This is a genomic window from Nocardia asteroides (assembly GCF_900637185.1).
Classification (GTDB): Bacteria; Actinomycetota; Actinomycetes; order Mycobacteriales; family Mycobacteriaceae; genus Nocardia; species Nocardia asteroides.
Genome location: NZ_LR134352.1, coordinates 6474625 through 6500367, shown reverse-complemented (window position 1 = coordinate 6500367; position 25743 = coordinate 6474625). Strand labels below are relative to the sequence as shown.

Annotated in this window: 29 protein-coding genes; 8 read left to right on the top strand and 21 right to left on the bottom strand. The window is 70.5% G+C overall.

Translation table 11 applies throughout. The features are described from left to right. Window positions 1–3 precede the first annotated feature (3 nt). The 3 genes from EL493_RS30040 to EL493_RS30030 are packed head-to-tail and all read left to right on the top strand — an operon-like array spanning window position 4 to window position 3698. On the top strand, window positions 4–1770 hold the full coding sequence (locus tag EL493_RS30040) for a long-chain-acyl-CoA synthetase (RefSeq protein ID WP_019048895.1): 1767 nt from the start codon (window positions 4–6) through the stop codon (window positions 1768–1770). A gap of 27 nt (window positions 1771–1797) precedes the next feature. Next, a complete protein-coding gene (gene folP / locus EL493_RS30035; protein WP_081723097.1) occupies window positions 1798–2763 on the top strand; it encodes a dihydropteroate synthase in 966 nt (321 codons plus the stop codon). Further along, a complete protein-coding gene (locus EL493_RS30030) occupies window positions 2760–3698 on the top strand; it encodes a glucosyl-3-phosphoglycerate synthase (RefSeq protein WP_019048893.1) in 939 nt (312 codons plus the stop codon). Before folP ends, EL493_RS30030 begins: the two co-directional genes overlap by 4 nt. A 51-nt stretch (window positions 3699–3749) precedes the next feature. On the opposite strand, the gene EL493_RS30025 is transcribed toward EL493_RS30030, so the two are convergent. From EL493_RS30025 to sigE, 9 genes are all read right to left on the bottom strand, one after another. Continuing rightward, window positions 3750–4175, bottom strand: a complete 426-nt coding sequence (locus EL493_RS30025; RefSeq protein WP_019048892.1) for a DUF6640 family protein — start codon at window positions 4173–4175, stop codon at window positions 3750–3752. A 1-nt stretch (window position 4176) separates the two neighbouring features. Next, a complete protein-coding gene (locus EL493_RS30020) occupies window positions 4177–4770 on the bottom strand; it encodes a TetR/AcrR family transcriptional regulator (RefSeq protein WP_019048891.1) in 594 nt (197 codons plus the stop codon). Window positions 4771–4845: 75 nt separating this feature from the next. Continuing rightward, window positions 4846–5919 carry an XdhC family protein gene (locus EL493_RS30015; protein ID WP_019048890.1) on the bottom strand — a complete coding sequence of 358 codons (1074 nt, stop codon included), beginning with the start codon at window positions 5917–5919 and terminating at the stop codon, window positions 4846–4848. Window positions 5920–6004: 85 nt separating this feature from the next. Next, window positions 6005–6577 (bottom strand): hypothetical protein, encoded by a 573-nt coding sequence (locus tag EL493_RS30010; RefSeq protein ID WP_019048889.1) that lies wholly within the window; start codon window positions 6575–6577, stop codon window positions 6005–6007. 116 nt (window positions 6578–6693) lie between these two features. Continuing rightward, window positions 6694–7551, bottom strand: coding sequence for a hypothetical protein (locus EL493_RS30005; protein ID WP_019048888.1), 858 nt, complete (start codon window positions 7549–7551; stop codon window positions 6694–6696). 181 nt (window positions 7552–7732) lie between these two features. Beyond that, window positions 7733–8164, bottom strand: a complete 432-nt coding sequence (tatB, locus tag EL493_RS30000; protein WP_019048887.1) for a Sec-independent protein translocase protein TatB — start codon at window positions 8162–8164, stop codon at window positions 7733–7735. A gap of 113 nt (window positions 8165–8277) precedes the next feature. Continuing rightward, complete coding sequence (locus EL493_RS29995; protein WP_019048886.1) at window positions 8278–9810, bottom strand: S1C family serine protease; 1533 nt, start codon at window positions 9808–9810, stop codon at window positions 8278–8280. A 10-nt stretch (window positions 9811–9820) separates the two neighbouring features. Then, window positions 9821–10189, bottom strand: coding sequence for a zf-HC2 domain-containing protein (locus EL493_RS29990; protein ID WP_019048885.1), 369 nt, complete (start codon window positions 10187–10189; stop codon window positions 9821–9823). Between the two features lie 59 nt (window positions 10190–10248). Beyond that, the gene (sigE, locus tag EL493_RS29985) at window positions 10249–10914 is read right to left on the bottom strand and encodes an RNA polymerase sigma factor SigE (protein WP_019048884.1); all 666 of its coding nucleotides are present in this window, start codon (window positions 10912–10914) and stop codon (window positions 10249–10251) included. A 374-nt stretch (window positions 10915–11288) separates the two neighbouring features. Here sigE and EL493_RS29980 point away from each other — a divergent pair, with 374 nt between their 5' ends. Further along, window positions 11289–11921, top strand: coding sequence for an O-methyltransferase (locus tag EL493_RS29980; protein WP_022566341.1), 633 nt, complete (start codon window positions 11289–11291; stop codon window positions 11919–11921). Here the strand turns inward: EL493_RS29980 and glgC are convergent. Further along, a complete protein-coding gene (glgC, locus tag EL493_RS29975; RefSeq protein WP_030200955.1) occupies window positions 11918–13135 on the bottom strand; it encodes a glucose-1-phosphate adenylyltransferase in 1218 nt (405 codons plus the stop codon). The two genes, EL493_RS29980 and glgC, sit on opposite strands and share 4 nt — an antisense overlap. Window positions 13136–13244: 109 nt before the next feature. Between glgC and glgA the strand changes: the two genes are divergently transcribed. After that, complete coding sequence (glgA, locus tag EL493_RS29970) at window positions 13245–14411, top strand: glycogen synthase (protein WP_030200953.1); 1167 nt, start codon at window positions 13245–13247, stop codon at window positions 14409–14411. 26 nt (window positions 14412–14437) lie between these two features. On the opposite strand, the gene EL493_RS29965 is transcribed toward glgA, so the two are convergent. The 10 genes from EL493_RS29965 to EL493_RS29920 all read right to left on the bottom strand — a co-directional run bounded on the left by EL493_RS29965 (window position 14438) and on the right by EL493_RS29920 (window position 22531). Continuing rightward, a complete protein-coding gene (locus EL493_RS29965; RefSeq protein WP_030200951.1) occupies window positions 14438–15283 on the bottom strand; it encodes a putative RNA methyltransferase in 846 nt (281 codons plus the stop codon). Beyond that, the gene (locus tag EL493_RS29960) at window positions 15280–15447 is read right to left on the bottom strand and encodes a DUF3117 domain-containing protein (RefSeq protein ID WP_011211259.1); all 168 of its coding nucleotides are present in this window, start codon (window positions 15445–15447) and stop codon (window positions 15280–15282) included. Before EL493_RS29960 ends, EL493_RS29965 begins: the two co-directional genes overlap by 4 nt. A gap of 80 nt (window positions 15448–15527) precedes the next feature. Further along, the gene (locus EL493_RS29955) at window positions 15528–16160 is read right to left on the bottom strand and encodes a DNA-3-methyladenine glycosylase I (RefSeq protein WP_019048878.1); all 633 of its coding nucleotides are present in this window, start codon (window positions 16158–16160) and stop codon (window positions 15528–15530) included. Further along, window positions 16157–16474, bottom strand: a complete 318-nt coding sequence (locus EL493_RS29950) for a DivIVA domain-containing protein (protein ID WP_019048877.1) — start codon at window positions 16472–16474, stop codon at window positions 16157–16159. Before EL493_RS29950 ends, EL493_RS29955 begins: the two co-directional genes overlap by 4 nt. Window positions 16475–16587: 113 nt before the next feature. Next, window positions 16588–17724: an Mrp/NBP35 family ATP-binding protein gene (locus EL493_RS29945; RefSeq protein WP_022566339.1), complete on the bottom strand. Its 1137-nt coding sequence runs from the start codon at window positions 17722–17724 to the stop codon at window positions 16588–16590. Window positions 17725–17868: 144 nt separating this feature from the next. Then, complete coding sequence (locus EL493_RS29940; protein ID WP_019048875.1) at window positions 17869–18126, bottom strand: hypothetical protein; 258 nt, start codon at window positions 18124–18126, stop codon at window positions 17869–17871. Between the two features lie 50 nt (window positions 18127–18176). After that, window positions 18177–19037, bottom strand: a complete 861-nt coding sequence (locus EL493_RS29935) for a lytic transglycosylase domain-containing protein (protein WP_030200948.1) — start codon at window positions 19035–19037, stop codon at window positions 18177–18179. A gap of 96 nt (window positions 19038–19133) precedes the next feature. Then, window positions 19134–20456, bottom strand: coding sequence for a lytic transglycosylase domain-containing protein (locus EL493_RS29930; protein WP_019048873.1), 1323 nt, complete (start codon window positions 20454–20456; stop codon window positions 19134–19136). A 183-nt stretch (window positions 20457–20639) separates the two neighbouring features. Next, window positions 20640–21230 carry a DUF1003 domain-containing protein gene (locus tag EL493_RS29925; RefSeq protein ID WP_019048872.1) on the bottom strand — a complete coding sequence of 197 codons (591 nt, stop codon included), beginning with the start codon at window positions 21228–21230 and terminating at the stop codon, window positions 20640–20642. Beyond that, the gene (locus tag EL493_RS29920; RefSeq protein WP_019048871.1) at window positions 21227–22531 is read right to left on the bottom strand and encodes a magnesium transporter MgtE N-terminal domain-containing protein; all 1305 of its coding nucleotides are present in this window, start codon (window positions 22529–22531) and stop codon (window positions 21227–21229) included. Before EL493_RS29920 ends, EL493_RS29925 begins: the two co-directional genes overlap by 4 nt. A gap of 77 nt (window positions 22532–22608) precedes the next feature. On the opposite strand from EL493_RS29920, the gene EL493_RS29915 reads away from it, so the two are divergent. Genes EL493_RS29915 through EL493_RS29905 form a run of 3 tightly spaced genes read left to right on the top strand, consistent with a single transcriptional unit; the run spans window position 22609 to window position 24658 of the window. After that, complete coding sequence (locus tag EL493_RS29915) at window positions 22609–23565, top strand: HpcH/HpaI aldolase/citrate lyase family protein (protein ID WP_022566335.1); 957 nt, start codon at window positions 22609–22611, stop codon at window positions 23563–23565. 12 nt (window positions 23566–23577) lie between these two features. Next, window positions 23578–24072: a general stress protein gene (locus EL493_RS29910; protein WP_019048869.1), complete on the top strand. Its 495-nt coding sequence runs from the start codon at window positions 23578–23580 to the stop codon at window positions 24070–24072. A 4-nt stretch (window positions 24073–24076) separates the two neighbouring features. Then, window positions 24077–24658, top strand: a complete 582-nt coding sequence (locus tag EL493_RS29905) for a suppressor of fused domain protein (RefSeq protein WP_019048868.1) — start codon at window positions 24077–24079, stop codon at window positions 24656–24658. Here EL493_RS29905 and EL493_RS29900 read toward each other — a convergent pair. Further along, window positions 24655–25731 (bottom strand): magnesium and cobalt transport protein CorA, encoded by a 1077-nt coding sequence (locus EL493_RS29900; RefSeq protein WP_030200937.1) that lies wholly within the window; start codon window positions 25729–25731, stop codon window positions 24655–24657. The genes EL493_RS29905 and EL493_RS29900 overlap by 4 nt on opposite strands. Window positions 25732–25743: the final 12 nt, after the last annotated feature.

Below are 25743 nucleotides of genomic sequence, written 5' to 3'. Positions count from 1 at the left end.
GACGTGAGCAACGACGCCCGCTCGACCATCAGCGTGTTCGACCTGGCCAGGGCGCTGCCCGGGATGGCGCTCGACGCACCGGGCATGCTGCGCAACGCGCGCGGAATGCTGGTGCGGCCCAAGGACACCGCGTCCATCGGCCTGTACTTCCAGCGGGTCGCGCACCGTCGCCCCGACCGGGTGTTCCTGCGCTTCGAGGGCAGCTCCTTCACCTACCGTGCCGCCAACAGCGAGGTGAACCGGTACGCGGCGGTGCTGGCCGAGCGCGGGGTGCGCCGCGGCCAGGTGGTCGGCGTGCTGATGACCAACCGGCCCGAGACGCTGTTCACGGTGCTGGCCGTGCTCAAGCTGGGCGGCACCGTGGGCCTGCTCAACTACAACCAGCGTGACCAGGTGCTGGCACACAGCCTGGGCCTGCTCGACGCGGTGCTGACGGTGGTCGGCGCCGAATGCGCCGAGGCGCTGGACTCGCTGCCCGAGCCCGCGACGAACCTGCTCACCGCCGAGGACCTCGCCGCGGCCGCCCGCACCGCCCCCGACGCCGACCCGGCGGTCTGCGCGCGGGTGACCGCCGGCGAGCGGGCGTTCCTGATCTTCACCTCCGGCACCACCGGCATGCCCAAGGCCAGCGTGATGACCCACCTGCGCTGGACCAAGAGCATGTCCGGCCTCGGCGGCCTCGGCGTGCGGCTGCGCGCCGACGACGCCCTGTACTGCTGCTTGCCGCTGTATCACAACAACGCGCTGACGGTCGCGCTGTCGGCGGTGCTGGCCGGCGAGGCCACCTACGTGCTCAGCCGCAAGTTCTCGGCGTCCAACTTCTGGGACGAGATCGCCCGCGAGCGCGCGACCGCGTTCATCTACATCGGCGAACTGTGCCGGTACCTGCTCAACCAGCCGGTGCGCCCGGCCGAGCAGGGCAACCGGGTGCGGCTGGCGGTCGGCAACGGGCTGCGGCCCGAGCTGTGGGACGAGTTCCGCAGCCGGTTCGGCATCGACCGCGTGGTCGAGTTCTACGGGTCGAGCGAGGCGCCGCTGGCCTTCGTCAACGCCTTCGGCGTCGACCGCACCGCCGGGCTGTGCCCGCTGCCGTACGCGGTGGTGGAGTACGACGACGAGACCGGCAAGGCCAAGCGCGGCCGCGACGGCAAGCTGCGCCGGGTGCGCTCGGGCGGGGTCGGTCTGCTGCTGGCGAAGGTGAACGACCGTCAGCCCTTCGACGGCTACACCGACAAGCGGGCCTCGGAGTCCAAGCTGGTGCGCGACGGCTTCAAAAAGGGCGACTGCTGGTTCGACACCGGCGACCTGGTCCGCGACCAGCACTTCTGGCACATCGCCTTCGTCGACCGGCTGGGCGACACGTTCCGCTGGAAGGGCGAGAACGTGGCGACCACCGAGGTGGAGGGCGCGCTCGACCACGACGAGGCCATCGCGCAGGCCGTCGTCTACGGCGTCGACATCCCCGGCACCGACGGCAAGGCGGGGATGGCCGCGGTCACCCTGCACCCCGGCGCCGAATTCGACGGCAAGGCGCTGGCGGCGACCGCCTACCAGCGGCTGCCGCTGTACGCGATCCCGCTGTTCGTCCGGGTGGTCGCCGAGCTGGAACAGACCTCCACCTTCAAGAGCCGCAAGGTGGAGCTGCGCAAACAGGGGTACGCGCCGGACACCGACAGCGAGCTCTACGTCCTGTCCGGTCCCGCGACCGGCTATGTCCCCGCCTACGACGGGTACGCCGACGACGTCGCGGCCGGTCGGGCTCCGCGCTAGCAAGGTAACGTCTGGTCTCGCATGAACATGGCTAATTCGTCGGGCACGCCCGGACTTCGACCGCCGACACAACCGCCTGCCCGGAGCGCCGGCAGTAGCGGTGCCGAGTCGTCGGCAGCGGGGCAGGCGCCGGGTTCTACGTTGTGTGGTCGCTCGGTCGCCACCGATCGTGCCCTGGTCATGGCGATCGTGAACCGCACCCCCGATTCGTTCTACGACCGGGGCGCCACCTTCAGCGACGCGGCCGCCATGGAACGCGTCGCGCGCGCGGTCGACGAGGGCGCCGATCTGGTCGACATCGGCGGGGTCAAGGCGGGCCCGGGCGCCACCGTGGACGCGGCCGAGGAAACGCGGCGGGTGGTGCCGTTCGTCGCGGCGATCCGCGCGAAGTATCCCGAGCTGTTGATCAGTGTGGACACCTGGCGTGGCGCCGTGGCCAGGGCGGCGGTCGAGGCGGGCGCCGACCTGATCAACGACACCTGGGCGGGCGCGGACCCCGAGCTGGTGCACGTGGCGGCCGCGACGGGCGCGGGCATCGTGTGCAGCCACACCGGCGGCGCGATCCCGCGCACCCGCCCGCACCGCGTGCGCTACGCCGACGTGGTGGCCGAGGTGACCGGCACGGTGGTCGCGGCGGCGGAGAAAGCGGCGGCGGCGGGCGTGCGGCGCGACGGCATCGTGATCGATCCCACGCACGATTTCGGGAAAAACACCTATCACGGGCTCGAGTTGTTGCGCGGAATCGACGGTCTTGTAAATACCGGATGGCCAGTCTTGATGGCGCTGAGTAACAAGGATTTTATCGGGGAGACTCTAGGTGTCGGTCTGACCGAAAGGGTCGAGGGCACATTGGCGGCGACCGCGTGGTCGGCCGCCGCGGGCGCTCGAATCTTCCGGGTCCACGAGGTCGCCGAAACCCGGCGAGTCGTCGACATGATCGCCGCGATCCAGGGCATCCGGCCCCCCGCACGAACTCTGCGAGGTCTGGCATGAAAATCCAACACCGCGAGCCCGCCTGGGCCACCACCCACACCTGGGACACCCCTGACTGGACGGTCGGCGAACTGGTCGCCGCCAAGGCGGGCCGCACCGTCTCGGTGGTGCTGCCCGCGCTGAACGAGGAAGACACCGTCGCCACGGTGGTGGCCAGTATCCGGCCGCTGCTCGGCACGCTCGTCGACGAACTGATCGTGCTCGACTCCGGCTCCACCGACGCCACCGCCGAGCGCGCTCGCGCGGCCGGCGCCGAGGTGATCAGCCGGGAGGAGGCCGTGCCCGAGCTCGAGCCGGTCCCGGGCAAGGGCGAGGTGCTGTGGCGCTCGCTGGCCTGCACCACCGGTGACCTCATCGCCTTCGTCGACTCCGATCTGATCGACCCCGATCCGGCCTTCGTGCCCAAGCTGCTCGGCCCGCTGCTGACCACGCCGGGCACCCACCTGGCCAAGGCCTACTACCGGCGTCCGCTGCGCCAGGGCGAGGCCGTCGACGCCAACGGCGGCGGCCGGGTCACCGAGCTCGTCGCCCGGCCGCTGCTGGCCGCGCTGCGGCCCGAGCTGTCGCAGGTCCTGCAGCCGCTGGGCGGCGAGTACGCGGGCACTCGGGAACTGCTCACCGCGGTGCCGTTCGCGCCCGGCTACGGCGTCGAGATCGGCCTGCTGCTCGACACCTACGACCAGCTGGGCATGGATGCCATCACCCAGGTCAACCTGGGCGTGCGCACGCACCGCAACCGCCCGCTGGCCGACCTGGGCGTGATGAGCCGCCAGATCCTCGGTACCGCCCTGCGCCGCAGCGGCGTTCCCGATTCCGGCGCGGCCCTCACCCAGTTCCCCATGATCGAGGGCGAGTTCATCGCGCACTCCACCGAGGTCTCGCTCGAGGATCGCCCGCCGATGAAGACCCTGCGGCCCGAACAGGTCGCGGCCTAGCGATACCGCGAGCGCCGCGCCGGTTCGTCGACCGGCGCGGCGTCGCGCTGTTCAGCTGTGGCGGGTCCGCCGTTCGGCGCGGACGGTGAGCAGCGCGGCGGCGGCCAGCGCGATCAGCAGGATCACCGACAGCAGGACCTGCGGATGCAGTCCGAGGGCGGTCGGATTGTCGAAGCCGGGGTCCTGGATCGCGGTGCCGGGGAACAGGAATGCCCCGAGCAGCCCGAGCCAGGGGGTGGCCAGGAGGGCGCAGGCGGTCCACAGTCGCCTGCTGCCGGGTCCGCGCAACAGGACCAGGGCCAGCGCGCCCAGCAGCATCGACATGACGATGTACTGGGCGTCGTGGAATTTGGCGTGCGGCGGCCACTCGGCGTTGTCGAGGTGCTGGGCGGCGCCGCCGGGAATCACGAAATCGGCGAGGAGCGCGCCGAATACCGTGACCACGGCGACGACGACGGCGAGGATGCGGGCGGTCATGTCACGAATGTCCTTGCCTGGAACTGGGATCGGTGGGGTGGCCGCGCAGGAAGTCGTCGACGACCGCGCGGACGTAGTCGAGCTCGAAGGTGCGATGCGCGACCAGGCGGCGGAAGAACAAAGGACCGTGCAGCTGATCGACAGCCAGGTCGACGTCGAGTCCGGCGGGCAGCTCGCCACGGGCGACGGCCTCGGTGAGGACGGCGCGCGCCCCGCTGGTGCCCGACCGGTACAGCGCCGCCTTCACCTGCGCGAATGCCGGGTCCACCGAAGCCCTTTCGATCAGTACGCGCATGGCCTGTTCGCTGGCGGGCTCGTGCAGCATCGCGTGCGTGGCCGTCAGGGCGGTGAGCAGATCCGTGCGCAGCACGCCGGTGGGCGGTGTCCGGGCCAGGTCGATGTGCAGGGTGATGGCGGCCCGGATCAGGTCCGCGGGTTCGGGCCAGTGCCGGTACAGCGTGGCCCTGCTGATCCCGCTGTGTGCCGCGACCGCGCCGTGGGTCAGCCCGGCCAGGCCCTGCTCGACCAGCAGTGCCCGCGCCGAGGCCAGGGCGGCGTCCCGGCTGCGCACGGTCCGCGGATCGGGTGGTCGCACGTTCCCTCCCTGTGAGACAGTCTGTTTCGTATCTATGAAACAGACTGTATCGAAGATGGGGTCGGCGCGAAAGCGTCAGCGGCGATGGATGGGCCCGTCCAGGGCGGACAGCGGGCGTGCGGTGGCGCCGCCACGGGTCGCCAGGATCTGGGCCAGGATGGAGACGGCGGTCTCCTCCGGCGTGTGGGCGGCCAGGTCGAGGCCGAGGGGGCTGTGGACGCGGGCGAGATCGGCGGGGGTACAGCCGAGATCGCGCAGGCGGCGGGTGCGGTCGGCATGGGCGCGGCGCGAACCGAGAGCGCCGAGGAAGCCGAGGGCGGGCAGCCGCAGGGCGGTGGCGAGCAGGGGGACATCGAACTTGGGATCGTGGGTCAGCACGCACACCACGGTGCGATCGTCGACGCGGCCCGCGCGCTGCTCCGCGTCGAGGTAGCGGTGTGGCCAGTCGACGACCACGGCGTCGGCCGCGGGGAACCGGGCCGGGGTGGTGAAGGTTTCGCGCGCGTCCACCACGGTCACGTGGAAGCCGAGCTGGGCCGCGGCCACGGTGAGGGCGCGGGTGTAGTCGTTCGCGCCGGCCAGGATCAACCGGGCGGACGCGCGGAAGACCTGCACGAAGGTCCGCGGCCGGGTCGCCTGGGCGGGCGTGCATTCCTGGGCGCCGATCAGGCCGCTGTGGCCGGCCGCGAGCAGCGCGGCGGCATCCTGGTCGAGCTCGCGCCACGGCGCGCTGCGGCCGGAGCGGATCAGCGCGCGGTCGGGGCAGCTCTCCAGGGTGGTGGCGTAGGCGATCGGCGTGTGCGTGGCGAGGGCGCGGGCCAGCTCGGTGAGCTGCGGCAGGTCGGTTGCGTCGAGTCGTTCGACGAACACCTCGATCTCGCCGCCGCAGGGCAGTCCGACGCCGAAGTCGTCCGCGGCGGCGAAGCGTTCCGCGCCGGCCTGCCCGTCGCGCAGCACCTGACCGGCGGTCGCGAGCACGGTGGATTCGACGCACCCGCCCGAGAGCGAACCGAGGACCTGGCCGTCGGCGGTCACGGCCATGGCGGCCCCGGTCTCGCGCGGCCCGGCGCCGGTCCGGTCGACGATTCTGGCCAGCGCGAGCGGGCCGTGGGGGAGCAGGTCGAGCAGTTGCCCGAGGATCTCACGCATGGCGCACCGGCCTCTCCGCGATCACCGTCGCGGGCGGGTGACCGTGCTGACCAGCCTAGCTATCGCGCAGCAGGCGCGCGCGGCGTCAGTCGAGAATCTCGCGGTGTGCCAGTTCGCCGGGCACCGTGCCGCGGTGGAAGAAGCAGCGGAACACCTCGGCGGCGAGTTCCGCGGTGAACACCTCTTCGGGGTAGACGTAGGTCTCCTCGTCGCCGTGCGGCAGGTACACCGTCGGCAGGCCGAGCCGGTTGCCGCCGAAGCCGAGGGTGAAGCGCCGGGTGACGTGGTCGACCGTGCGGCGTAGCTGCAGGGTCATGGCATCGGCCGAGCCCGCGCACTGCAGCGCGAGATCGCCACGGGCGGTACTGACCGCCGTGGTGACCTCGGTGGCCGGCATGGGGTCGGGCAGCACTGTCAGATCGAGCGCGTACCGCTGATGGCCGTCCAGGCGGCGCAGCGGGCGCAGGAAGCTGTCCACGTCCTCGTGCGGGCCGATGAAGACCTTCAGGCGATCGCTGTAGGTGAGGCGATGGGTCGCGACGATGACGTCCTCCGCGGTCGGCTCGGTGCCGATCGGGGGGACGGGAAGGGGTTCCGGAGTGCTTGCCGCGCGCACGGGCAGGACCCGGCATGCGCTGGCCTCGGGAGACGAGAACATGTGACGCTCACCTACTCACATTCGGTTACTCGCTAGCAATCTAAACATCGTGCGGAACTTGTGATGCATAACAATAGCGTGATGCAGATCACAAAGTGTGCATAGTTTAGATCTAACTATGGACGAACCCGGGTCGTAGCCAACCTGGGGTCGGTTTCATGGCGATAAACCGGGGTGAGTAGGTCTGCGTCGACGGGTTCACCTGTGGTCCGGTCGTACCGGACCGCGATGAGCACCGAGAACAAATGGCTGCTCGCGCGTTCGTGCAGGGTCGCGAGCCGGGTGGCCAGCAATCGGATCGCACCCAGCGAGCCCGGCGGATGCAGTCCATCGATCAGCATCACGCTGCCGCGCCGGTCGGGGCGGGGCAGCCGGGCCAGGTAGGCGATGTCGTGCGGTTCGGTCCCGCCGGGGCGGTAGACCCGGCGCGCGGCGCGGTCCTCGATGCCCCGCCGGGTGTCGCCGGCGCGGGTGACGGTCCGGCGCAGGCGCGGGTCGGCCACCACCAGCTGGCGTAGGCTCGGCGAGAGCTCGGGACCGCCGAGGACGACCAGGCCGTCGCGGTTGAGGTCGACCGGCCTGCCGGGCAGGAAGGTCTCCACGGTCGCGGCGAAGCCCAGCTGCCGCAGCAGCTCGGCCAGGCGCTGGGCCGCGGCCGGGTCCGGTGCGCCGAGCAGCCGCCCGGCACGGACCTCGGGGGCGAGCACGGTCAGTGCGCCGTGCCCGAAGAACAGGCCCTCGGGGACCGGTCCCTGTGTGCTCACCTGATGGATGCGCGCACGGGAGAGTCCAGCCGCGGCGCCGATCCGGGCGAACGTCCAGCCCTCGGCATGGAGTTCGCGGATCACGGCGCGCCTGATCCTGGTGAGTTCGTTGATGGTCTGCTGAGCAGCCGCCACTCCGTCGGTGGCTGCCTTGAGTCGCTCGACCTTGTCCTCGATCGCAAAGACTCGTGCCACGTCATCGGCCGACATGTGCGAAGTCTAGACAGCTCGACAGCATTCCGTGTCTATAACGGTTGACATCCAACTGTCTTGCGCCACAACGACAATCATGTTCGACTTGTCGGCAATCACAATCGGCCGAGGTGATCGCGGTTGTGACCTGGTCACGCGACCGCCGGGCAAATGCCGACCGTGCGGTGTTTTCCGGCGATTACGTCGCGTCGAGGTCGATCGGCGGGCGCTCGTTGCGCTCCAGCGGCTTGGACAGCGAGGGCTTCGACAGCGACGTCGATCCGGTGCCGGGCATACCGCTGCTCGTCCCGAACAGCTGCTGCTTGTCGGGCACCGCGTTCTCCAGATCGCGCAGCACCGAGTCGTCACCGCCCAGCAGATGCTTGGTGACGGCGGCGCGCGGGCTCATCCCACGCAGTTCGTTCAGCTCGGCCAGCGGCTTGCGCAGCTCCTCGAACTCCGGTCCCAGTTCCTGCTTGAGCTGCGAGGTGGCGCCACTGGCGTAGTCGCGCACCTGCCGCAGCGAACGCGTGGTCCAGCGGACCGCGCCGGGCAGGCGCTCCGGGCCGAGGATCACGAGGGCGGCGACGAGCAGGATCATCATCTCGCTCCACCCGACATTGCTGAACACGAACCCAGGTTACCTGGCAGCACGGGCGGGCGCCGGTGCGAGGTGGTTGCGTGCGGGCGAACAGAAAATGCCAGGTGGCCGCGCGGCCACCTGGCATTCGTGCTGCTCGGGCGTCAGTCGGACTCGAGGGTGACCGGGATGTCGACCTTGCGGCCGTCGCGGACCAGCTGGACGGTCACCGTCTGGCCGATCTGGTGCAGCTGCTCGGCCACGGTGAACTCGTCGGCGCTGGTCACCTCGCGGTCGCCGATCCGGATGATCACGTCGCCCTCGCCGATACCCGCTCTGGCGGCGGGGCCGCCGGGCGTGACGTCGGCGACCTCGGCGCCGCTGGTGACCTCGTTGGCGACCGTCTTGGTGCGCACGGCCAGGCGCATGGTCGGATGGTGCATCTGGCCGTCGCGGATCAGCGTCTGCGCGACGTTCTGCATCACGTCCACCGGGATGGCGAAGCCCAGGCCCACCGAGCCGCCGGTCTCGCTGCGGATGGCGGTGTTGATGCCGACCACGCGGCCCTGCATGTCCACCAGGGCGCCACCGGAGTTACCCGGGTTGATCGCGGCGTCGGTCTGCACGGCGTCGATGACGGCGTTGGTGTCGCTGCCCTCGCCGGCCAGTTTCACCGGGCGGTGCAGGGCGCTGACGATGCCGGAGGTGACGGTCTTGCTCAGGCCCAGCGGCGAGCCGACCGCCAGCACGTCGTCGCCCACCTGCACGTCCGCGGACTTGCCGAGGTTGGCCACGGTCAGGTTCTTGGCCTCGACCTTCAGTACGGCCAGGTCGGTCTTCGGGTCGCGGCCCACGATCTGGGCGGGTACCCGGGTGCCGTCGGAGAACTGCACCTGGATGGCGGCCCGCTCGGACTTGTCGGTGGCGGCCATCGAGATCACGTGGTTGTTGGTGACGACGTACCCGGCGCCGTCGATGACGACACCCGAACCGGTCGCGCCGTTGTCGCCGACGGTGACCCGGATCGACACCACCGACGGCAGCACCGCGTTGGCCACGGCGGCGATCCGGCTGTGCGGCTCCTCCACCCCCGCGCTCTGGTCGAGGGTCACCTCGCGCGAGGTCAGCGTCGAGGCGGTCTCGGCGGTGATCCGCCCGATCAGCCCGCCGAGCACGGCGATGCCGAGGGCGAGCGCGGCCAGCACGGCCAGCGCCTTGGGCGCCACGCGCGAGCCGAACAGCACCTCGCGGGCGGTGAGTTTGGGTGCGTCGGGCAGACGTTCGGCGGCGGGCGTGGCGACGGCGGGCGCGCCGAGGCGGGCCGCGGCCGCCGGGTCACGCCAGGGATCGACCGGTCCGGCGACGACCGTGCGCGCCTCGCCGGACCCCGGCTCGCGCTGCAGCAGTTCGTCGGAACCCTCGGGGCGGGCGAAGGCCTCGGCCAGCACGCCGTCCGGCGGGCGCTGGGTGATGAGCTGATCGGCGTCCTGGGAGTCCCGGCGCTGCGGGTCGTGCGGTGCGAACGAGCCGTTCTGCCCGTTCGGGCGGCGGAACGCGCGCGCGGTATGGCTGTCGATGTGCGGCCGGTACACGGGGCGCGGGCCCAGGCTCGGTGCGTCCGACGGCCGCAGGTTCCCCCGGTCGGCCGCCGAATCCGCGTGTTCGGTCGATCCGGAATTCGTCGATTCGCCTGTCACGCCCGTGACTCTACTTGCGCCGCCAGGTTGTCCACCGGGTCGCGGTGAAGGAATCGGTGATGAATCCGAGAATCGCCTCGTTACGGCGCGGCGGTTCGGGGCTGGTGCCGGGCAGTTCGGCCAGCGGGATCCGGGTCAGGCTGTCGTGCAGGCTGCGTGGCACCGCCACTTCGGCGGCCCGGCGCAGAGCGATCCGCGCCTGCTGCTGGGCGTCGACCTCGGCGGCGCACTCCGGGCACACCGAGAGATGCTGTGCGGCACGCAGGTAGGCGTTCATGCGGAGCTCGCCGTCGACATAGGCCGCGATCGCCTCGCTGGCCAGATGCTCGGTGGGCTGAAAGCGCGGGGGACGACCTGCGGAGCTGGGGTCCACGCTCATACGGAGTTCTTCCTTCCGACCGACATCACCCGAGAGGCCCGATGACGTCGACAACGGCGTCACCCGGCGTAGGCGTCAGCGGAGTACCGCTGCTCAGTTCCATTATGCGCAAGGTAGTCGCGCAGTGCCTGCCGCCCACGGTGGATCCGGCTGCGCACGGTGCCCAGTTTCACGCCGAGCGTGGCGCCGATCTCCTCGTAGGACAGGCCCTCGATGTCACACAGGACCACCGCGGCACGGAACTCCGGCGCCAGCGAGTCCAGCGCCTTCTGCAGGTCGGGGTCGAGCCGGGCGTCGTGGTAGGACTCCTCGGGAGTCGGACCTTCGGCGGGGACTCGGTCGTAGTCCTCGGGCAGCGCTTCCATGCGGATGCGGTTGCGCCGGCGGACCATGTCGAGGAACAGGTTGGTGGTGATGCGGTGCAGCCAGCCCTCGAAGGTGCCGGGCTGGTAGTTCTGCAGCGAGCGGAAGACCCGGATGAAGGTCTCCTGGGTGAGGTCGTCGGCGTCCTGCGCGTCGCCGGAGAGGCGGTAGGCCAGGCGGTACACGCGGTCGGCGTGTTCGCGGACGAGTTCGTCCCAGGACGGCATGACGGTGCGATCGCCGGTCGCGTCGAAGGCCGCGGTACCGGTGAGTTCGCCCTCGAACTGCGCGTCGTCGGACGCGGCGAGGTCGGCGGTGGTGGTCTGGTCGGGCAGTGTGGCGTGACGCGCCGTGTCTACCATCGGGATGGGACACCTCCTACTCGGGACCGCTGGCACGAAACCTGCCGGGTCCGGGTCAGCGAACCTTGCTATCGGAATCAACCAGCAACTGTGTGAGGTTGTTCCCGCGTCTCGTACCCGCCGCGATCGGCTGGTCTTGCGTAGGGCAACTATTTCCTGCCCCGATATGGGGCAGATGTGGAGATCCTGAGGGAGACCTGAGAATCCGGGCCGGACCTGACCCTAACCCCGCCCGCACCGGAAAAACAGCAGTTCCAGGCCCTTCGTGACCTTTCCGCAAACTTTCGGCAATTGCCTGTTCGGCGCGCGACACTTATCCACATCGGCGCATTCGCTGAATACACAGACCCCCTCGGTGGCCTAGCCTCATAGCTGTGGCATCGAACGTGGAGCGGAACCTGGCCTATGTGGAGGAGTCCGTCGTCGAGGACGAGGTCCTCCTCGACGCGCGCGAGCGGGCCACCGAACTGGGTGCCGCGCCCGTGCCGGCCTCCGTCGGCGCCCTGCTGAGCATGTACGCCCAGATGCTGGGCGCCCGGGCGGTCGTCGAAGTGGGCACCGGCGCCGGGATCAGCGGATTGTGGCTGCTCGACGGCATGCGCGAGGACGGCACCCTCACCACGATCGACTCCGAGCCCGAGCATCAGCGCGCCGCCAAGGAGGCCTTCCGCACCGCGGAGATCCCGCCGGCGCGTACCCGGCTCATCAACGGGCGCGCCCTCGACGTCCTACCCCGGCTCGCCGACGGCGCCTACGACCTCGTCTTCGTCGACGCGGCCCCGATGGAACACCCGTTCTACGTGGAGCAGGGCGTGCGCCTGCTGCGCGAGGGCGGCGCGTTCATCCTGCACAACGCGCTGCTCGGCGGGCGCGTCCCCGACCAGACTCAGCGCGACCCGGCCACCCAGGCCGTGCGCGCGGCCACCCGGGCCATCGCCGAGAACCCCGAGCTCACCAGCGTGCTCATCCCGATCGGCGACGGTCTGCTCTGCGCCTCGCGCTGCTAGCCGACCCAGATCCCCTTGCCGACGGTGACCACCCCACCGTGGCTCACGGCGAACCGCTCGCGATCCCGGTCCAGATCCACGCCGATGATCTCGCCCTCGCCGACCACCACGTTCTTGTCCAGGATCGCGTGCCGCACCACCGCGCCCTTGCCGATCCGCACCCCCGGCATGAGCACACTGCCCTCCACGGTGGCGCCGTCGTCGATCAGCACATTGGAACTGAGCACCGAGTTGCGAACGGTGGCCGCCGACAGGATCGACCCGGCGCCCACGATCGACTCCTGGGCCAGCCCGCCGCGCGCGAACTTGGCGGGTGGCAGGTTCTCGGCGGCACCGCGGATCGGCCAGTGCTTGTTGTAGAGGTTGAACACCGGGTGCACCGAGACCAGGTCCATGTGCGCGTCGTAGAAGGCGTCGATGGTCCCGACGTCGCGCCAGTAGCCGCGGTCGCGTTCGGTGGCGCCGGGCACCTCGTTGTCGGCGAAGTCGTAGACGGCGGCCTTGCCGGCCGCGACCAGCGCTGGGATGATGTCGCCGCCCATGTCGTGGTCGGAGTCGGAGTTCTCGGCGTCGGCGCGGATGGCGTCGACCAGCACCCGGGTGGTGAAGACGTAGTTGCCCATCGAGGCGAAGGTCATGTTCGGATCGTCGGGCGTGCCGGGTGGGTGCGCGGGCTTCTCCAGGAACTGGGTGATCCGGCCGGACTCGTCGGAGTCGATACAGCCGAACGCGCTCGCCTCGCTGCGGGGAACGCGGATGCCCGCCACGGTCACGCCGGCGCCGGACGCGATGTGGCTGGCGACCATCTGTTCCGGGTCCATCCGGTACACGTGGTCGGCGCCGAAGACCACGATGTAGTCGGGGTCCTCGTCATAGATCAGGTTGAGCGACTGCATGATCGCGTCGGCGCTGCCGGTGTACCAGCGCGGCCCGAGCCGCTGCTGCGCGGGCACCGGGGTGATGTACTCACCGGTGAAACCGGACAGCCGCCAGGTCTGCGAGATGTGGCGGTCCAGCGAGTGCGACTTGTACTGGGTGAGCACGCACAGGCGTAGATAGCCCGCGTTCACCAGATTGCTGAGCACGAAGTCGATGAGCCGATACGCTCCGCCGAACGGAACCGCGGGCTTGGCGCGGTCCGCGGTGAGCGGAAACAGGCGTTTGCCCTCGCCACCGGCGAGCACGATCCCGAGTACGTGCGGCTGGCTCCTCACCCTGTCAACGTACAGGCTGGGCGGCACCACGGTGGCTCATGTCGACCCGAGGGTCTAATTTGGACCAGTGAGTTCTGGCACCCACGGCGAGCAGACGGCGGCGGAAACGCTGCGGGTCGCGATGCTGACCCGGGAGTATCCGCCCGAGGTGTACGGCGGCGCGGGCGTGCACGTCACCGAACTCACCGCGCGGCTGCGGAAATTGAGCGAGGTGACGGTCCACTGCATGGGCGCGCCGCGCCACGGCGCGGTCGTGCATCGTCCCGATCCCGAGCTGTACGCCGCCAACGCCGCGCTGCAGATGATGTCGGCGCAGCTGCGCATGGCCGACGCGGTGGGCGCGGTCGACGTGGTCCACTCGCACACCTGGTACGCGGGCCTGGCCGGGCATCTGGCCGGCGCGCTGTACGGCATTCCGCATGTGCTCACCGCGCATTCGCTGGAACCGCGCAGGCCGTGGAAGGCCGAGCAGCTCGGCGGCGGTTACCGGCTCTCCTCCTGGTCGGAGCGCAACGCGATGGAGTACGCCGACGCCGTGATCGCGGTGAGCGAGGGCATGCGCCACGACGTGCTCGACGCCTATCCGGCGATCGACCCCGACCGGGTTCACGTGGTGCACAACGGCATCGACGCGACGGTGTGGCATCCCGGCCCGCCGGCCGGCGACGAGGCGCCGGTGCTGGAACGTCTCGGCGTGCGCACCGACCGGCCGATCGTGTCGTTCGTCGGCCGGATCACCCGGCAGAAGGGCGTGGGTCATCTGCTCACCGCCGCCGCGCACTTCGACCCCGGCATCCAGCTGGTGCTGTGCGCGGGCGCGGCCGACACCCGCGAGCTCGAACTCGAGGTGGCCGACGCGGTCGACGGTCTGCAACGCCGGCGCGGCAACGTGTTCTGGGTGAAGGAGATGCTGCCCACCGAACAGGTGCGCCAGATCCTCACCGCCTCGGCGGTCTTCGTCTGTCCCTCGGTCTACGAGCCGCTCGGCATCGTGAACCTGGAGGCCATGGCCTGCGCGACCGCCGTGGTCGCCTCCGACGTGGGCGGGATTCCCGAGGTCGTCGATGACGGCGTCACCGGCCGGCTCGTGCACTACGACGCGGGCGACACCACCGCCTACGAGCGGGGTCTCGCCGCCGCCGTCAACGAGGTGGCGGGCGATGCGGCCGTCGCGACCGACTTCGGCGCCGCCGGTCGCGCGCGGGCCATCGCGCGGTTCGACTGGGCGCGCATCGCCGAGAACACCCTCGAGGTGTACCGCAGCGTGCTCCGCTAGCCCGGGGAGCGTTCGGGAATGGCCGATCAGGCCACGGGGAGGTAAGTCGACACCGCCACCGCGGCGGTCACCTCGGTGAGATCGGGCAGCGCGGCGATCCGCGGGTCGTCGGCGGGGGCGCCGTGGAAGGCGGACGGGCCCATCCCGATCACGTGGGTGACATCGCGGTGGGACAGCTTCATCGGGAACGTGACCCGGCGGTGGTCGACACGTTCGAAGGTGCCTGCCATGGCCTCGGCCAGGCGGCGTTCCTTGTCCGGGTCCACCCGGACCATCCCGAGCGGGCCGACCAGTTCACGCAGATGCTCGGCGGTCGGCGTGACCACCACGAACCGGCCACCGGGTGCGAGGACCCGGGCGACCTCGGCGGGGTTGCGCGGGGCGAAGACCGACAGGACGCCGGTGAGTACGTTGTCCCGGATCGGCAGGCCGCGCCAGGCATCGGCCAGGATCGAGGCCATGCGGGGATGGGCGCGGGCGGCCCGGCGGGCGGCGGGCTTGGCGACGTCGAGTGCGATGCCGTCGGTGCCCGGAACCGCCGAGAGCACCTCGGCGAGGTAGTAGCCGGTGCCTGCGCCGACCTCGAGGATCGCCCGAGGGTCGTCCGCGGTCGTCGTGCCGAACGCCTGGGCCGCGGCAGCGGCGATGGGCGCGAAATGCCCGGCGCCCTGGAACGCGGCGCGGGCGTCGAGCATGTCGGCGGTGTCGCCGGTCATCTTGGTCGATGCGCCGGTCAGCAGCCCGACATAGCCCTGGCGGGCGATGTCGAAGCTGTGCCCGGTGGTGCAACGCAGCGCACGATCGCGCGGGTGCAGTTCGTCGCCGCACTCCGGGCAGGCCAGGAGCGCGGAGACCGCGGTGAGTGCGGTCAGCTGGTGACGCTCTTCAGTTCGTCACCGAGCGCCGCAGCCTCGTCCGGTGTGAGTTCGACGACCAGACGCCCGCCACCCTCGAGTGGAACCCGCATGACGATTCCACGACCTTCCTTGGTTGCCTCGAGGGGACCGTCCCCGGTACGGGGCTTCATGGCCGCCATCCTCTGCTCCCTCCAGATCTGCGCGGTCGAGTGCGCATATGTTCTCGGGCTCGCCGGGTGTTCGGCGGGCCACACCGGTCCTATTCTTCCCTATTGCCGTCTCGGGCGGACACCTGAGTACGAAATGTGACTGGCGAGTCGGTTCCTTTCGGGGCCGGGTCGACCCAGCAAACCGCCAGGTGGTCGTCCACCATTCCGGTCGCCTGCATCAGCGCGTAGGCCGTCGTCGGGCCGACGAAAGCGAAGCCCCGGCGCTTCAATTCCTTTGCCAGAGCAATGGATTCAGGTGTGGTCGCGGGCACATCGGCGATGGCCGCCGGCCGGGGGCGCGGCTCGGGAGCGAAGGACCACAGCAGCTCGTCGAGGCTGACCGGCAGGTCCCGAGCAACCCGCGCGTTGGCGATCACCGCGTCGATCTTGGCGCGATTGCGGACGATCCCGGCATCGGCGAGCAGCCGGGTCCGGTCGTCGTCGCCGAACTCGGCCACCCTGGCGATCTCGAACCCCGCGAACGCGGCCCGGAAGGCCGGTCGCTTGCGCAGGACGGTGATCCAGGCCAGCCCGGACTGGAACGCCTCGAGACACAGCCGTTCGAACAGCGCGTCGTCGCCGTGCAGGGGCTTGCCCCACTCGGTGTCGTGGTAATCCCGGTACAGCGCGGAACCGGTCGACCACGGGCAGCGCACCAGCCCGTCGTCGACGAGGTCGGTCACGGGCGGTCCTGCCCGGAGCTCACGTGGGCCTGCCACTGCCGGGCGTGCGCCAGCTCCAGCTCGAGCTCGTCGATCCGCTCGGCCAGCCTGCTCAGCGCCCAGTCGACCTCACCGGCCTTGTAACCGCGCACCACCTGCTGGAACCGCAGCGCGCGCACATCGGCGCCGGTGACGCCCTGCGCGGGCAGCACCGTGGCCGTCGTGCCCTCGGGCAGCGGACCGAGCTCCTCGGACCGGCCGAACACCGCGCTGGCCAGCAGGAACAGCATCGCCGCCACCAGCCCGACGATGAGCACGTACAGCAGCAACGTCATTTCCGCCTCCCCGCGAACTTCCGGCCGGATTGATGTGCGTGGGCACCCGGCGTCGGCGGCCGACGGTTCTCCAGTCGGCTACCTTCGCCCGTCCCCGTCGAATTACCCATGGCCTACAGGTGGCGGGTGGTATCGATACCGAGCGACATGCCCGCGAGCCCGCGGCGGCGGACGGCGAGCTTGTCGGCGACCTCACGCAGCGCCTTGGCGGCCGGGTTGTCCGGATCGCCGATCACGATCGGGGTGCCCGCGTCACCGCCCTCGCGCAGCGCCTGCTCGATCGGGATCTGGCCGAGCAGCGGCACCGTGGAGCCGACGGCTCGGGTGAGGCGCTCGGCCACGACCTGGCCGCCGCCGGAGCCGTACAGCTCCATCCGGGAGCCGTCGGGCAGGTCCAGCCAGGACATGTTCTCCACCACGCCGGCGATCCGCTGCCTGGTCTGCAGGGCGATCGCGCCCGCGCGCTCGGCGACCTCGGCGGCCGCGATCTGCGGGGTGGTGACGACCAGGATCTCGGCGCTGGGGATCAGCTGGGCGATGGAGATCGCGACGTCACCGGTGCCGGGCGGCAGGTCAAGCAGCAGCACGTCCAGGTCGCCCCAGAAGACGTCGGCGAGGAACTGCTGCAGCGCGCGGTGCAGCATCGGACCGCGCCACACCACGGGCGTGTTGCCCTGGGTGAACTGCGCGATCGAGATCATCTTCACGTCGTGCGCGATCGGCGGCATGATCATCCGCTCCACCTGGGTGGGGCGGGCGTCGGTGCCGAGCATGCGCGGGATGGAGTGGCCGTAGATGTCGGCGTCGAGCACGCCGACCGACAGGCCGCGCTCGGCCAGCGCGACGGCCAGGTTGGCGGTGACGCTGGACTTGCCCACACCGCCCTTACCGGAGGCCACCGCGTAGACGCGGGTGAGCGAACCGGGCTGGGCGAACGGGATAACCGGCTCGGCCGAGTCGCCGCGCAGCGACTTGCGCAGTTCGGTGCGCTGCTCGTCGCTCATCACATCGAGGTCGACGGTCACCGCGCCCGCACCGGGCACATCGGCGACGGCCTTGGTCACCCGCTGGACGATCTCGGTCCGCAGCGGGCATCCCGACGTCGTCAGGAAGATCTCCACGTGCACGTCACCGCTGTCGGCGATGGCGATGCTCTTGACCATGCCCAACTCGGTGATCGGCTTGCGGATCTCCGGGTCGTCGACCTTCGCGAGCGCCGCCCGCACATCCGCTTCCGTAATCACTGGCATACGCCCGATTTTATGCTGCCCCGGATTCGGGGAAGGTCCTGGGGCTGATCCGGTCGTCACCGTAGACACCCGGGTGCCGAACCCGCCACGAAGCCCGGATACCGACGCGCGAGCGCAACGCCCTGGGCAGGTCCGACACCGTGTTCACCGCCGCCCGGCCCTGGATTGCGCCACCGCGGCCACGAATTCCGGATGCGCGGACACGATCAACTGATCCGCGTCCTGATTCATCCACACGTCCGCGAAGAACCCCGCTCGGCTCCAGGTCAACAAGGCCACGAACGTCGCGATCGGAAAGCACCCGGGCACCACCGCGAAGCCCAATGGCACATAAAGCGGACTCAGCTCCAACAGAACCACCGCTACGAGAACGGCAAGCGTCGACAAGGTCGCCAGCAGCACCGTCAGCGCACGTTCAGCGGCAAACGAGGGCTGGTCGGTGGGGTGGGATCTCAGATTCGGGGGAGGTCGGAGGGCTTGGGGGCCATGCCGCTGGAGTAGGAGGTGGACCAGGCCATGACGTTGGCGACGTAGGCCATCGAGTTGTTGTAGCGGAGGATGGCCTTGGACTGCTGGGACAGGTCGCGCATGTTGAGGCCGCCGTCGCAGAGGTAGCGGCCCGCGGTGAGGGCGGCGTCGAAGAGGTTCTGCGGGTCGGCGACGCCGTCGCCATTGCCGTCGGCGGCGTAGCGGTGCCAGGTCTCGGGCAGGAACTGCATGGGGCCGATGGCGCGGTCGTAGCCGCCGAGGCCGTCGAGCTCGCCGCCGTCGCTGTCGTGGATGACATTGTTGCCGTACAGGCTGCCGTCGAGGACCGGGCCGTAGACGGCCTTGATCGGGTTGCCGTCGGCGTCGGCCTTGCCGTAGGCATGGGTCGACTCGACCCGGCCGATGCCGGCGAGCAGGTTCCAGGACATGCCGCAGGTCGGATTCTCCACGGCCAGTTGCTCTTCGGCGCTCTGGTACGCGGCGACCGCGATGCCGGGGATGCCCAGCGGGCCCGCGGGCAGATCGGACGACGCCCGGTTGTCCGGCAGCGCAACGGTTTTCACGACGGGCGCGGCCGAGGCGGACTGGCGGGCCTCCGCGTGCGCGACCTCGGCCAGGTCGGCCTGGGGCGCGGCGACCAGTTCGGGCGCCGCTTCCGCGTCGGCGCCCGGCAGCAGGTCGTGTTCGACGGCGGCGGTACTCGCGGTGGTCGCGTCGGTGGCGGCGGCGGTAACGGCCACGAGCCCGGCGGGGACCAATCCGGTCAGTGCGATGAGCGAGCTACGTCGAACCGTCGTAGCAGGCTGTTTCCGATGACGACCCACTGTGTGGTGCCCTCCTCAACCGTGTTGGATGAGAAGAGATTACCGCACCCGAGACCTTTTTGTTACCCCTCCGTGATCTGTGTTTCGGTTTGATTTCTAGGGAGCCGGCGGGCCGGGCGGCAGCGGGATGACGATGTTGAACGGCAACGTGATCCCCGGCTGCGGCGTGGGCGCCACCGGCGCGGGCTCGGCGGACGCCGGTTCCTCGGCCGGCGCGACGCCAGGCTCCGGGGTCTTCGTCGGGTCCTCGGTCGCGGGCGCCTCGGCAGGCGGGGGTGCCTGCTCGGTGGTGGCCGGGGTGCACACCGGCGCCGTCGCCTGCTGCTCGGGCTCGGGCTTCGTCGGATCCTTCGGCGCCGCGGCGCCGAAGGTCTGCTCGACCTGGCGCTGCTCCGGCTCGATCGGATTCGGCATCTGGGCGGGCACCGGCTCGCTGACGCACACCTCCGGCGCGGGCGCGACCGGGGCGGGGCAGAAGATGCCGCAGGGGATGGGCGGCAGGCCGGGCAGGGTGATCATCACCTGCGTCGGCGTGGTCACCTTCGGCGTGTTGGGCGGCAGCTGGTTGGTGGTTCCCGGCGGCGCCGCGGTGACCGGTGCGTCGGTGGTGGCGGCCAGCACGTTCGGGGAGACCAGCGGGGCGCTGCCCGGCGGCACGATGTCGGGGGAGATGGTCACCTGGCTCGGCGCGCCGCCGGTCCGGTAGGCCGCCGACCAGCTCAGCACGTTGGCCGCGTACGACATCGAGTTGTTGTAGCGCAGCACCGCGCGCAGCTCCTGGGACGCCTCGCGCAGGTTGAGCCCGCCCGAGCACAGGTACTTGCCCGCGCCCAGGGCCGCGTCGAAGACGTTGTGCGGATCGGTGGCGCCGTCGCCGTTGCCGTCGGCGGCGTAGAGCGCCCAGGTGCTGGGCAGGAACTGCATGGGGCCCACGGCCCGCACGAAGCCGCCGTCGGCTTCCTTGATCACCTCGTTGCCGGGCAGGGTGCCGTCGAGCGCGGGGCCGAAGATCGGGGTGGTGGAGGTGCCCGCCGCGTCGGTGCGGCCGTTGCTGGCGTGCCCGGACTCGATACGGCCGATGCCGGCCAGCAGGTTCCAGGTGAGCCCGCAACCGGGCTGAGCGCTCTCCAGCGCCAGCTCGGCATTGCGGTAGGCGGCGAGCACGATCTCCGGGATGCCAAGCGCGCCACTGCCGGTGGGCAGCGAAATGCTCTGCAGCGGCACGGTTCCCGCGAAGGGGGCCAGGCTGTTGGCCGACGGCGACAGCGCGCGCAGCTTGCGCGGCGCCTCCTGGCTCACCGGCAGCAGGCCCACGATCTCGGAGGGATCGGTTTCGGGAGTGTCCTCGGCGGTGCTCGCGGTCGCGGCGAGCAGGGCCTCCGGCGCGGTGGGCGCGGTGCTGGGCGTCGCGGTCTGCACGGCCGAACCGGAAGCGACGAGTCCAGCGACGACAAGGGCCGACATCGTTATCGGAGCAGAGATTCGCACGGCCACACCAACCCTTTTCGTCGAAGCAGCGGCACCGCAGAGTCCCCCTCCGGGCCGCCCGGAACAACGTGATCCAGGTTACCTACCGGTCAGGAAGTTGTAGAGCATTTCCGGTTACTCGTCTGGAGCACCTGGCGAAACCGGGGCAGGAGTGGGCGTTTGACCGGAGGTTTTCTTGCGTGCGGCTTTTCGCTTCTTCTCCGGCTTCGGCGCGCCGTCGGGTGCGGTGACCGCGTCGATCCGGTCGAGCACCTCCTTGATCTCCTCCAGCTCCCGGCGCAGGTAGTCGCGGGTGGCGACATCGCCGACGGCCAGGCGCAGCGAGGCCAGCTCGCGGGCGAGGAACTCGGTGTCGGCCTTGGTCTGCGCGGCCCGGCTGCGGTCCTCCTCCAGCGAGACCTTGTCGCGGTTGTCCTGGCGGTTCTGCGCCAGCAGGATCAGCGGCGCGGCGTAGGCGGCCTGGGTGGAGAAGGCCAGATTGAGCAGGATGAACGGGTACGGGTCCCAGCGCAGCGCGACCACGAACACGTTGAGCACGATCCAGACGATGACGATCACCGTCTGCATCGCCAGGTAGCGCCCGGTGCCGAGGAACCGCGCGACCCGCTCGCTGCTGCGCGCGAAGGCCTCCGAATCCCAGTCGAAGCTGAACCGCGAGCTGACCGGGGTTTCCAGCCGCTGCCTGGCCGGGTTCTTCTCACTCATAGCCGGCTCCCGTCCGGGCCCAGCTCGGTGTGGGCGAACTGCTGTTCCTCTTCTTCACGCCAGTCCTCCGGCAGCAGGTGGTCGAGCACGTCGTCGACGGTCACCGCGCCGAGCAGGTGATTCTCGGCGTCGACCACCGGCCCGCAGACCAGGTTGTAGGTGGCGAAGTACCTGGTCACCGCCGAGAGCGGCAGGTCAGGCGCCAGCGGCGTCAGGTCCGTGTCGACGATGCCGCCGACCAGATGCGCCGGTGGTTCGCGCAGCAGCACCTGGATGTGCACGCACCCGAGGTAGCGCCCGGTCGGGGTGGCGGTGGGCGGCCGGACGACGAACACCATCGAGGCCAGCGCCGGGGTGAGATCGGGATCGCGGACCCGGGCCAGCGCCTCGGCGACGGTGGTCGACGGGCTGAGCACGATCGGCTTGGGCGTCATCAGACCGCCCGCGGTGTCGGGCGAATGCGCGAGCAGCCTGCGGACCGGCTCGGATTCCTCCGGGTCCATCAGGGCCAGCAGCGATTCGGCTTCGCTCTCCGGGAGCTCGCCGAGCAGGTCGGCGGCGTCGTCGGGGTCCATCGCCTCGAGCACGTCGGCGGCGCGGCGCACCTCGAGATGGCCGAGCAGGTCCACCTGGTCGTCGTCGGGCAGCTCCTGGACGACGTCGGCGAGGCGTTCGTCGTCGAGCGCGATCGCCACCTCGACGCGGCGCTTCTCCGGCAGCTCGCGCAACCGGTGGGCCACGTCGGCGGCGCGCAGGCCCTCGAATTGCTCGAGCAGGGTGGTGACGTCCTGGCCCGGGCGGCCCACATCGGCGGGGGTGAGGCCGTCGACCTGGGACCAGTCCACCACGTGCACGGTGCGCCTGCGCCCGATCCGGCGGTGCCCGCGCACCGCGACCCGGCCGATCACCCAGTCCCTGGTCCTGGTCTGCTCGATGCCGAGATCGGAGACGAACACGTCGACCCCGGCCAGGTCCGGCAGGCCGGGATCGTTCACCCGCACCTGCGAATCCACGATCTGGGCCAGCGCCAGCATCTCGCCGGGGCGCTGGGCGAACCGGCGCAGGCTCACGGTGCCGGTGTTGAGGGTGACGATGCCCGGCTCGATCGCGGTGACGCGCAGCATCGGCACGAAAATCCGCCGCCGGGTGACCAATTCGACGACCAGGCCGTGCACCCGTGGTTGCTGGCGCCCGTGCCGGACGGCCACGACGACGTCGCGGACCCGGCCGATAGACTCCCCGTCCGGACCCAGCACCGTCAGGCCGGCGAGCCGGGCGACGTACACCCTGGTGGTTGCCATGACCCTCAGGCTAGGCGGTCCGCAACGGCCGGGCAGCACCCGCCACGGCCGGTGTGACGAACAAAGGAGGAGGGCCCATGAAGCCCCGCCGCTCAGTGCTGGCCGTACCCGGCAGCAACCCGAAGATGATCGCCAAGGCCAAGGGCCTGCCGGTGGACGAGGTCTTCCTCGATCTCGAGGACGCCGTGGCGGCGGGCGCCAAGACGGCCGCGCGCGCCAATATCGTGGCCGCGCTGAACGAGCCGGGCTGGGGCGCGCAGCTGCGGGTGGTCCGGGTCAACGACTGGTCCACCGAGTGGACCTACGCCGACGTGATCACCGTCGTGGAGGGCGCGGGCGCGGCGATCGACGCGATCCTGCTGCCCAAGGTCACCGACGCCGGGCAGGTGCGGGCGCTGGATCTGCTGCTGACCCAGCTGGAGAAGGCCTGCGGGCTCGAGCTCGGGCGGATCGGGATCGAGCCGCAGCTGGAGAACGCCATCGGCCTGCGCAACATCGACGCGATCGCCACCGCCAGCCCCCGGGTGCAGGCGCTGGTGTTCGGTCCGGCCGATTTCATGGCCAGTATCAACATGCGCACGCTGGTGGTCGGCGAACAGCCGGAGGGCTACGACGTCGGCGACGCCTACCACCACATCCTGATGACCATCCTGCTCGCCGCCCGCGCGCACGGGCTGCAGGCGATCGACGGTCCCTACCTGCAGGTCCGCGATGTCGACGGCTTCCGGCGGGCGGCCGGGCGCACCGCCGCACTGGGTTTCGACGGCAAGTGGGTGCTGCACCCCGATCAGGTCGACGCCTGCAACGAGATCTTCAGCCCGCGCCAGGCCGACTACGACCGCGCGGAACTGATCCTGGAGGCCTACGCCTTCCACACCTCCGCCGCCGGCGGCGCTCGTGGCGCGGTGATGCTGGGCGATGAGATGATCGATGAGGCCAGCGCGAAGATGGCGCAGGTCATAGCGGAGAAGGGCCGAGCTGCGGGAATGACGCGCACAACGCGTTTCACTCCGCCCCAGCCGGACCAGAACTAGCAGAATGGGACTATGACGAATCCCTTGGGCAACCCGAATCGCGGGCGGCAGGCGTTGCCGACGCCGCCGTCGGGCTGGCCGGTCGGCTCGTATCCGACCTACGCCGAGGCGCAGCGCGCGGTCGACTACCTGGCCGACGGGCAGTTCCCGGTGCAGGACGTGACCATCGTCGGCGTCGATCTCATGCAGGTCGAGCGGGTGCTGTACCGCCTGACCTGGGGCAAGGTCATCGGCGGCGGCGTGGTCTCGGGCGCCTGGCTCGGCCTGTTCCTCGGTCTGCTGCTGAGCCTGTTCACCACCACCGGCGGAGCGTTGGGCCCGCTGGTGGTCGGTCTGCTCGGTGGCATCGTGTTCGGCGTGATCACCACCTCGATCCCGTACGCGGCCACCAAGGGCCAGCGCGACTTCGCCTCCACCATGCAGCTGGTGGCCGGCCGCTACGACGTGCTGTGCGACCCCAAGACCGCCGAGCGCGCCCGCGACATGCTGGCCCGATTGGCCCTGTGACGTCATGGATGTGGTGGACACGGTCCGCACCGCGGTGCTGGACCACTACGGCGTCGAGCGCGCCGGGGTCGACTCGGCCTCGGTGACCTTCCTCGGGCTGGAGCCGATCGAGATCCTGCGCATCCCCGGTGACGGCGCGGTGCACTACGCGACGCTGGGCGGGTCACGCCATCCGATGGGAGATCCGGCCGATCTGCTGGCCGACCCGGTGCGCGGCCCGCGCGCCGAACTGGTGCTGACGCTGCTGGCGAGCGCCGGTCCGCAGGCCGGTGTGGTCAGGTCGCTGGGCGTGCTCGTCGCGACGCCGTCGGTGGAAGGCGTTGTGCTGCAAGCGGACGCGCTGCTCGACCTGGGAGAACCGTTGTGGCACAACGCGCCCTTCACGGCGGTGCTGCTCGGCGAGAGCGACATCACCGAGGTCTCGCTGCCCGAACCGGCCGAACCGGTGCGGTATCTCACCGTCACCCCGATCACCGCCACCGAGGCCGCGTGGGTACGGGTACGCGGCGCGCAGGCCCTGCGTGACGCGTGGGCCGAGGCCGGGATCGACGTGCGCGACCCGGGCCGTGGCGCGGTGAACCTCTAGATCCACTTGCTGCGCCGGAACACCACCAGCAGCACACCGCACAGGGCGACCATGATCAGCACCACCACCGGATAACCCCATGGCTGGCGCAGCTCCCACATGGAGTCGAAGTTCATGCCGTAGATGCCGGCGATCATGGTCGGCACGGCGGCCATGGCGGCGTAGGCGGCGATCTTGCGCATGTCGGTGTTCTGCTGGACGCTGATCTTGGCCAGCGCCGCGTTGACCAGGCCGCTCAGCGATTCGTCGAAATAGGCGATGTGCTCGGTGACGCTGGTGTGGTGGTCGGCGACGTCGCGCAGATAGCGGCGGATCTCCTTGGGCACCGGCAGATCCTGGTTGTGCACCAGCAGCTGCAACGGCGGGCCCAGCGGCGAGACGGCCCTGCGCAGCTCGACCACCTCCCGCTTCAGCTGGTAGATCGAACCGATGCCGATCTTGGAGGCGGGCGTGAACACCGCTTCCTCCATCTCGTCGATATCGGATTCCACCGATTCGGCCACGTCGACATAGGAGTCGACCACGTGGTCGGCCACCGCGTGCAGCACCGCGATCGGGCCGAGGCGCAGCTGATCGGGCCGGCGTTCCAGCTCGTGGCGCACGCCGGCCAGTCCGGTGTGCTCGCCGTGGCGCACGGTGATGGCGAAGTGCGGGCCGGTGAAGACCATGATGTCGCCGGTCTCGACGATCTCGCTGATGGCGTGGATGTCGTGCTCGATGTAGCTGACGGTGCGCATCACCAGGAACAGCGTGTGGTCGTAGCGTTCCAGCTTCGGGCGCTGCCTGCCCTGCACCGCGTCCTCCACCGCCAGCGCGTGCAGGCCGAAGATCTGGGCGATGTCGGTCATCTGCCCCTCGTCCGGATCGTGCAGCCCCACCCAGACGAACCCGGCCTCGGTCGCGGTCGCGGCGGCCAGCGCCCGCTCCGGCGTGAAATGGCCGGGCAGCCGCTTGCCGTCGACATAGACACCGCAGTCGACGATGGCGCGCGCGGTGGGCACCGGGACCCGCGGCCGTGGCGGTGCCGGTCTGCTCGGCCCGCGAAACGACGGCATCTGCGGTAGCGAAGGCACGCGCCCGAGCCT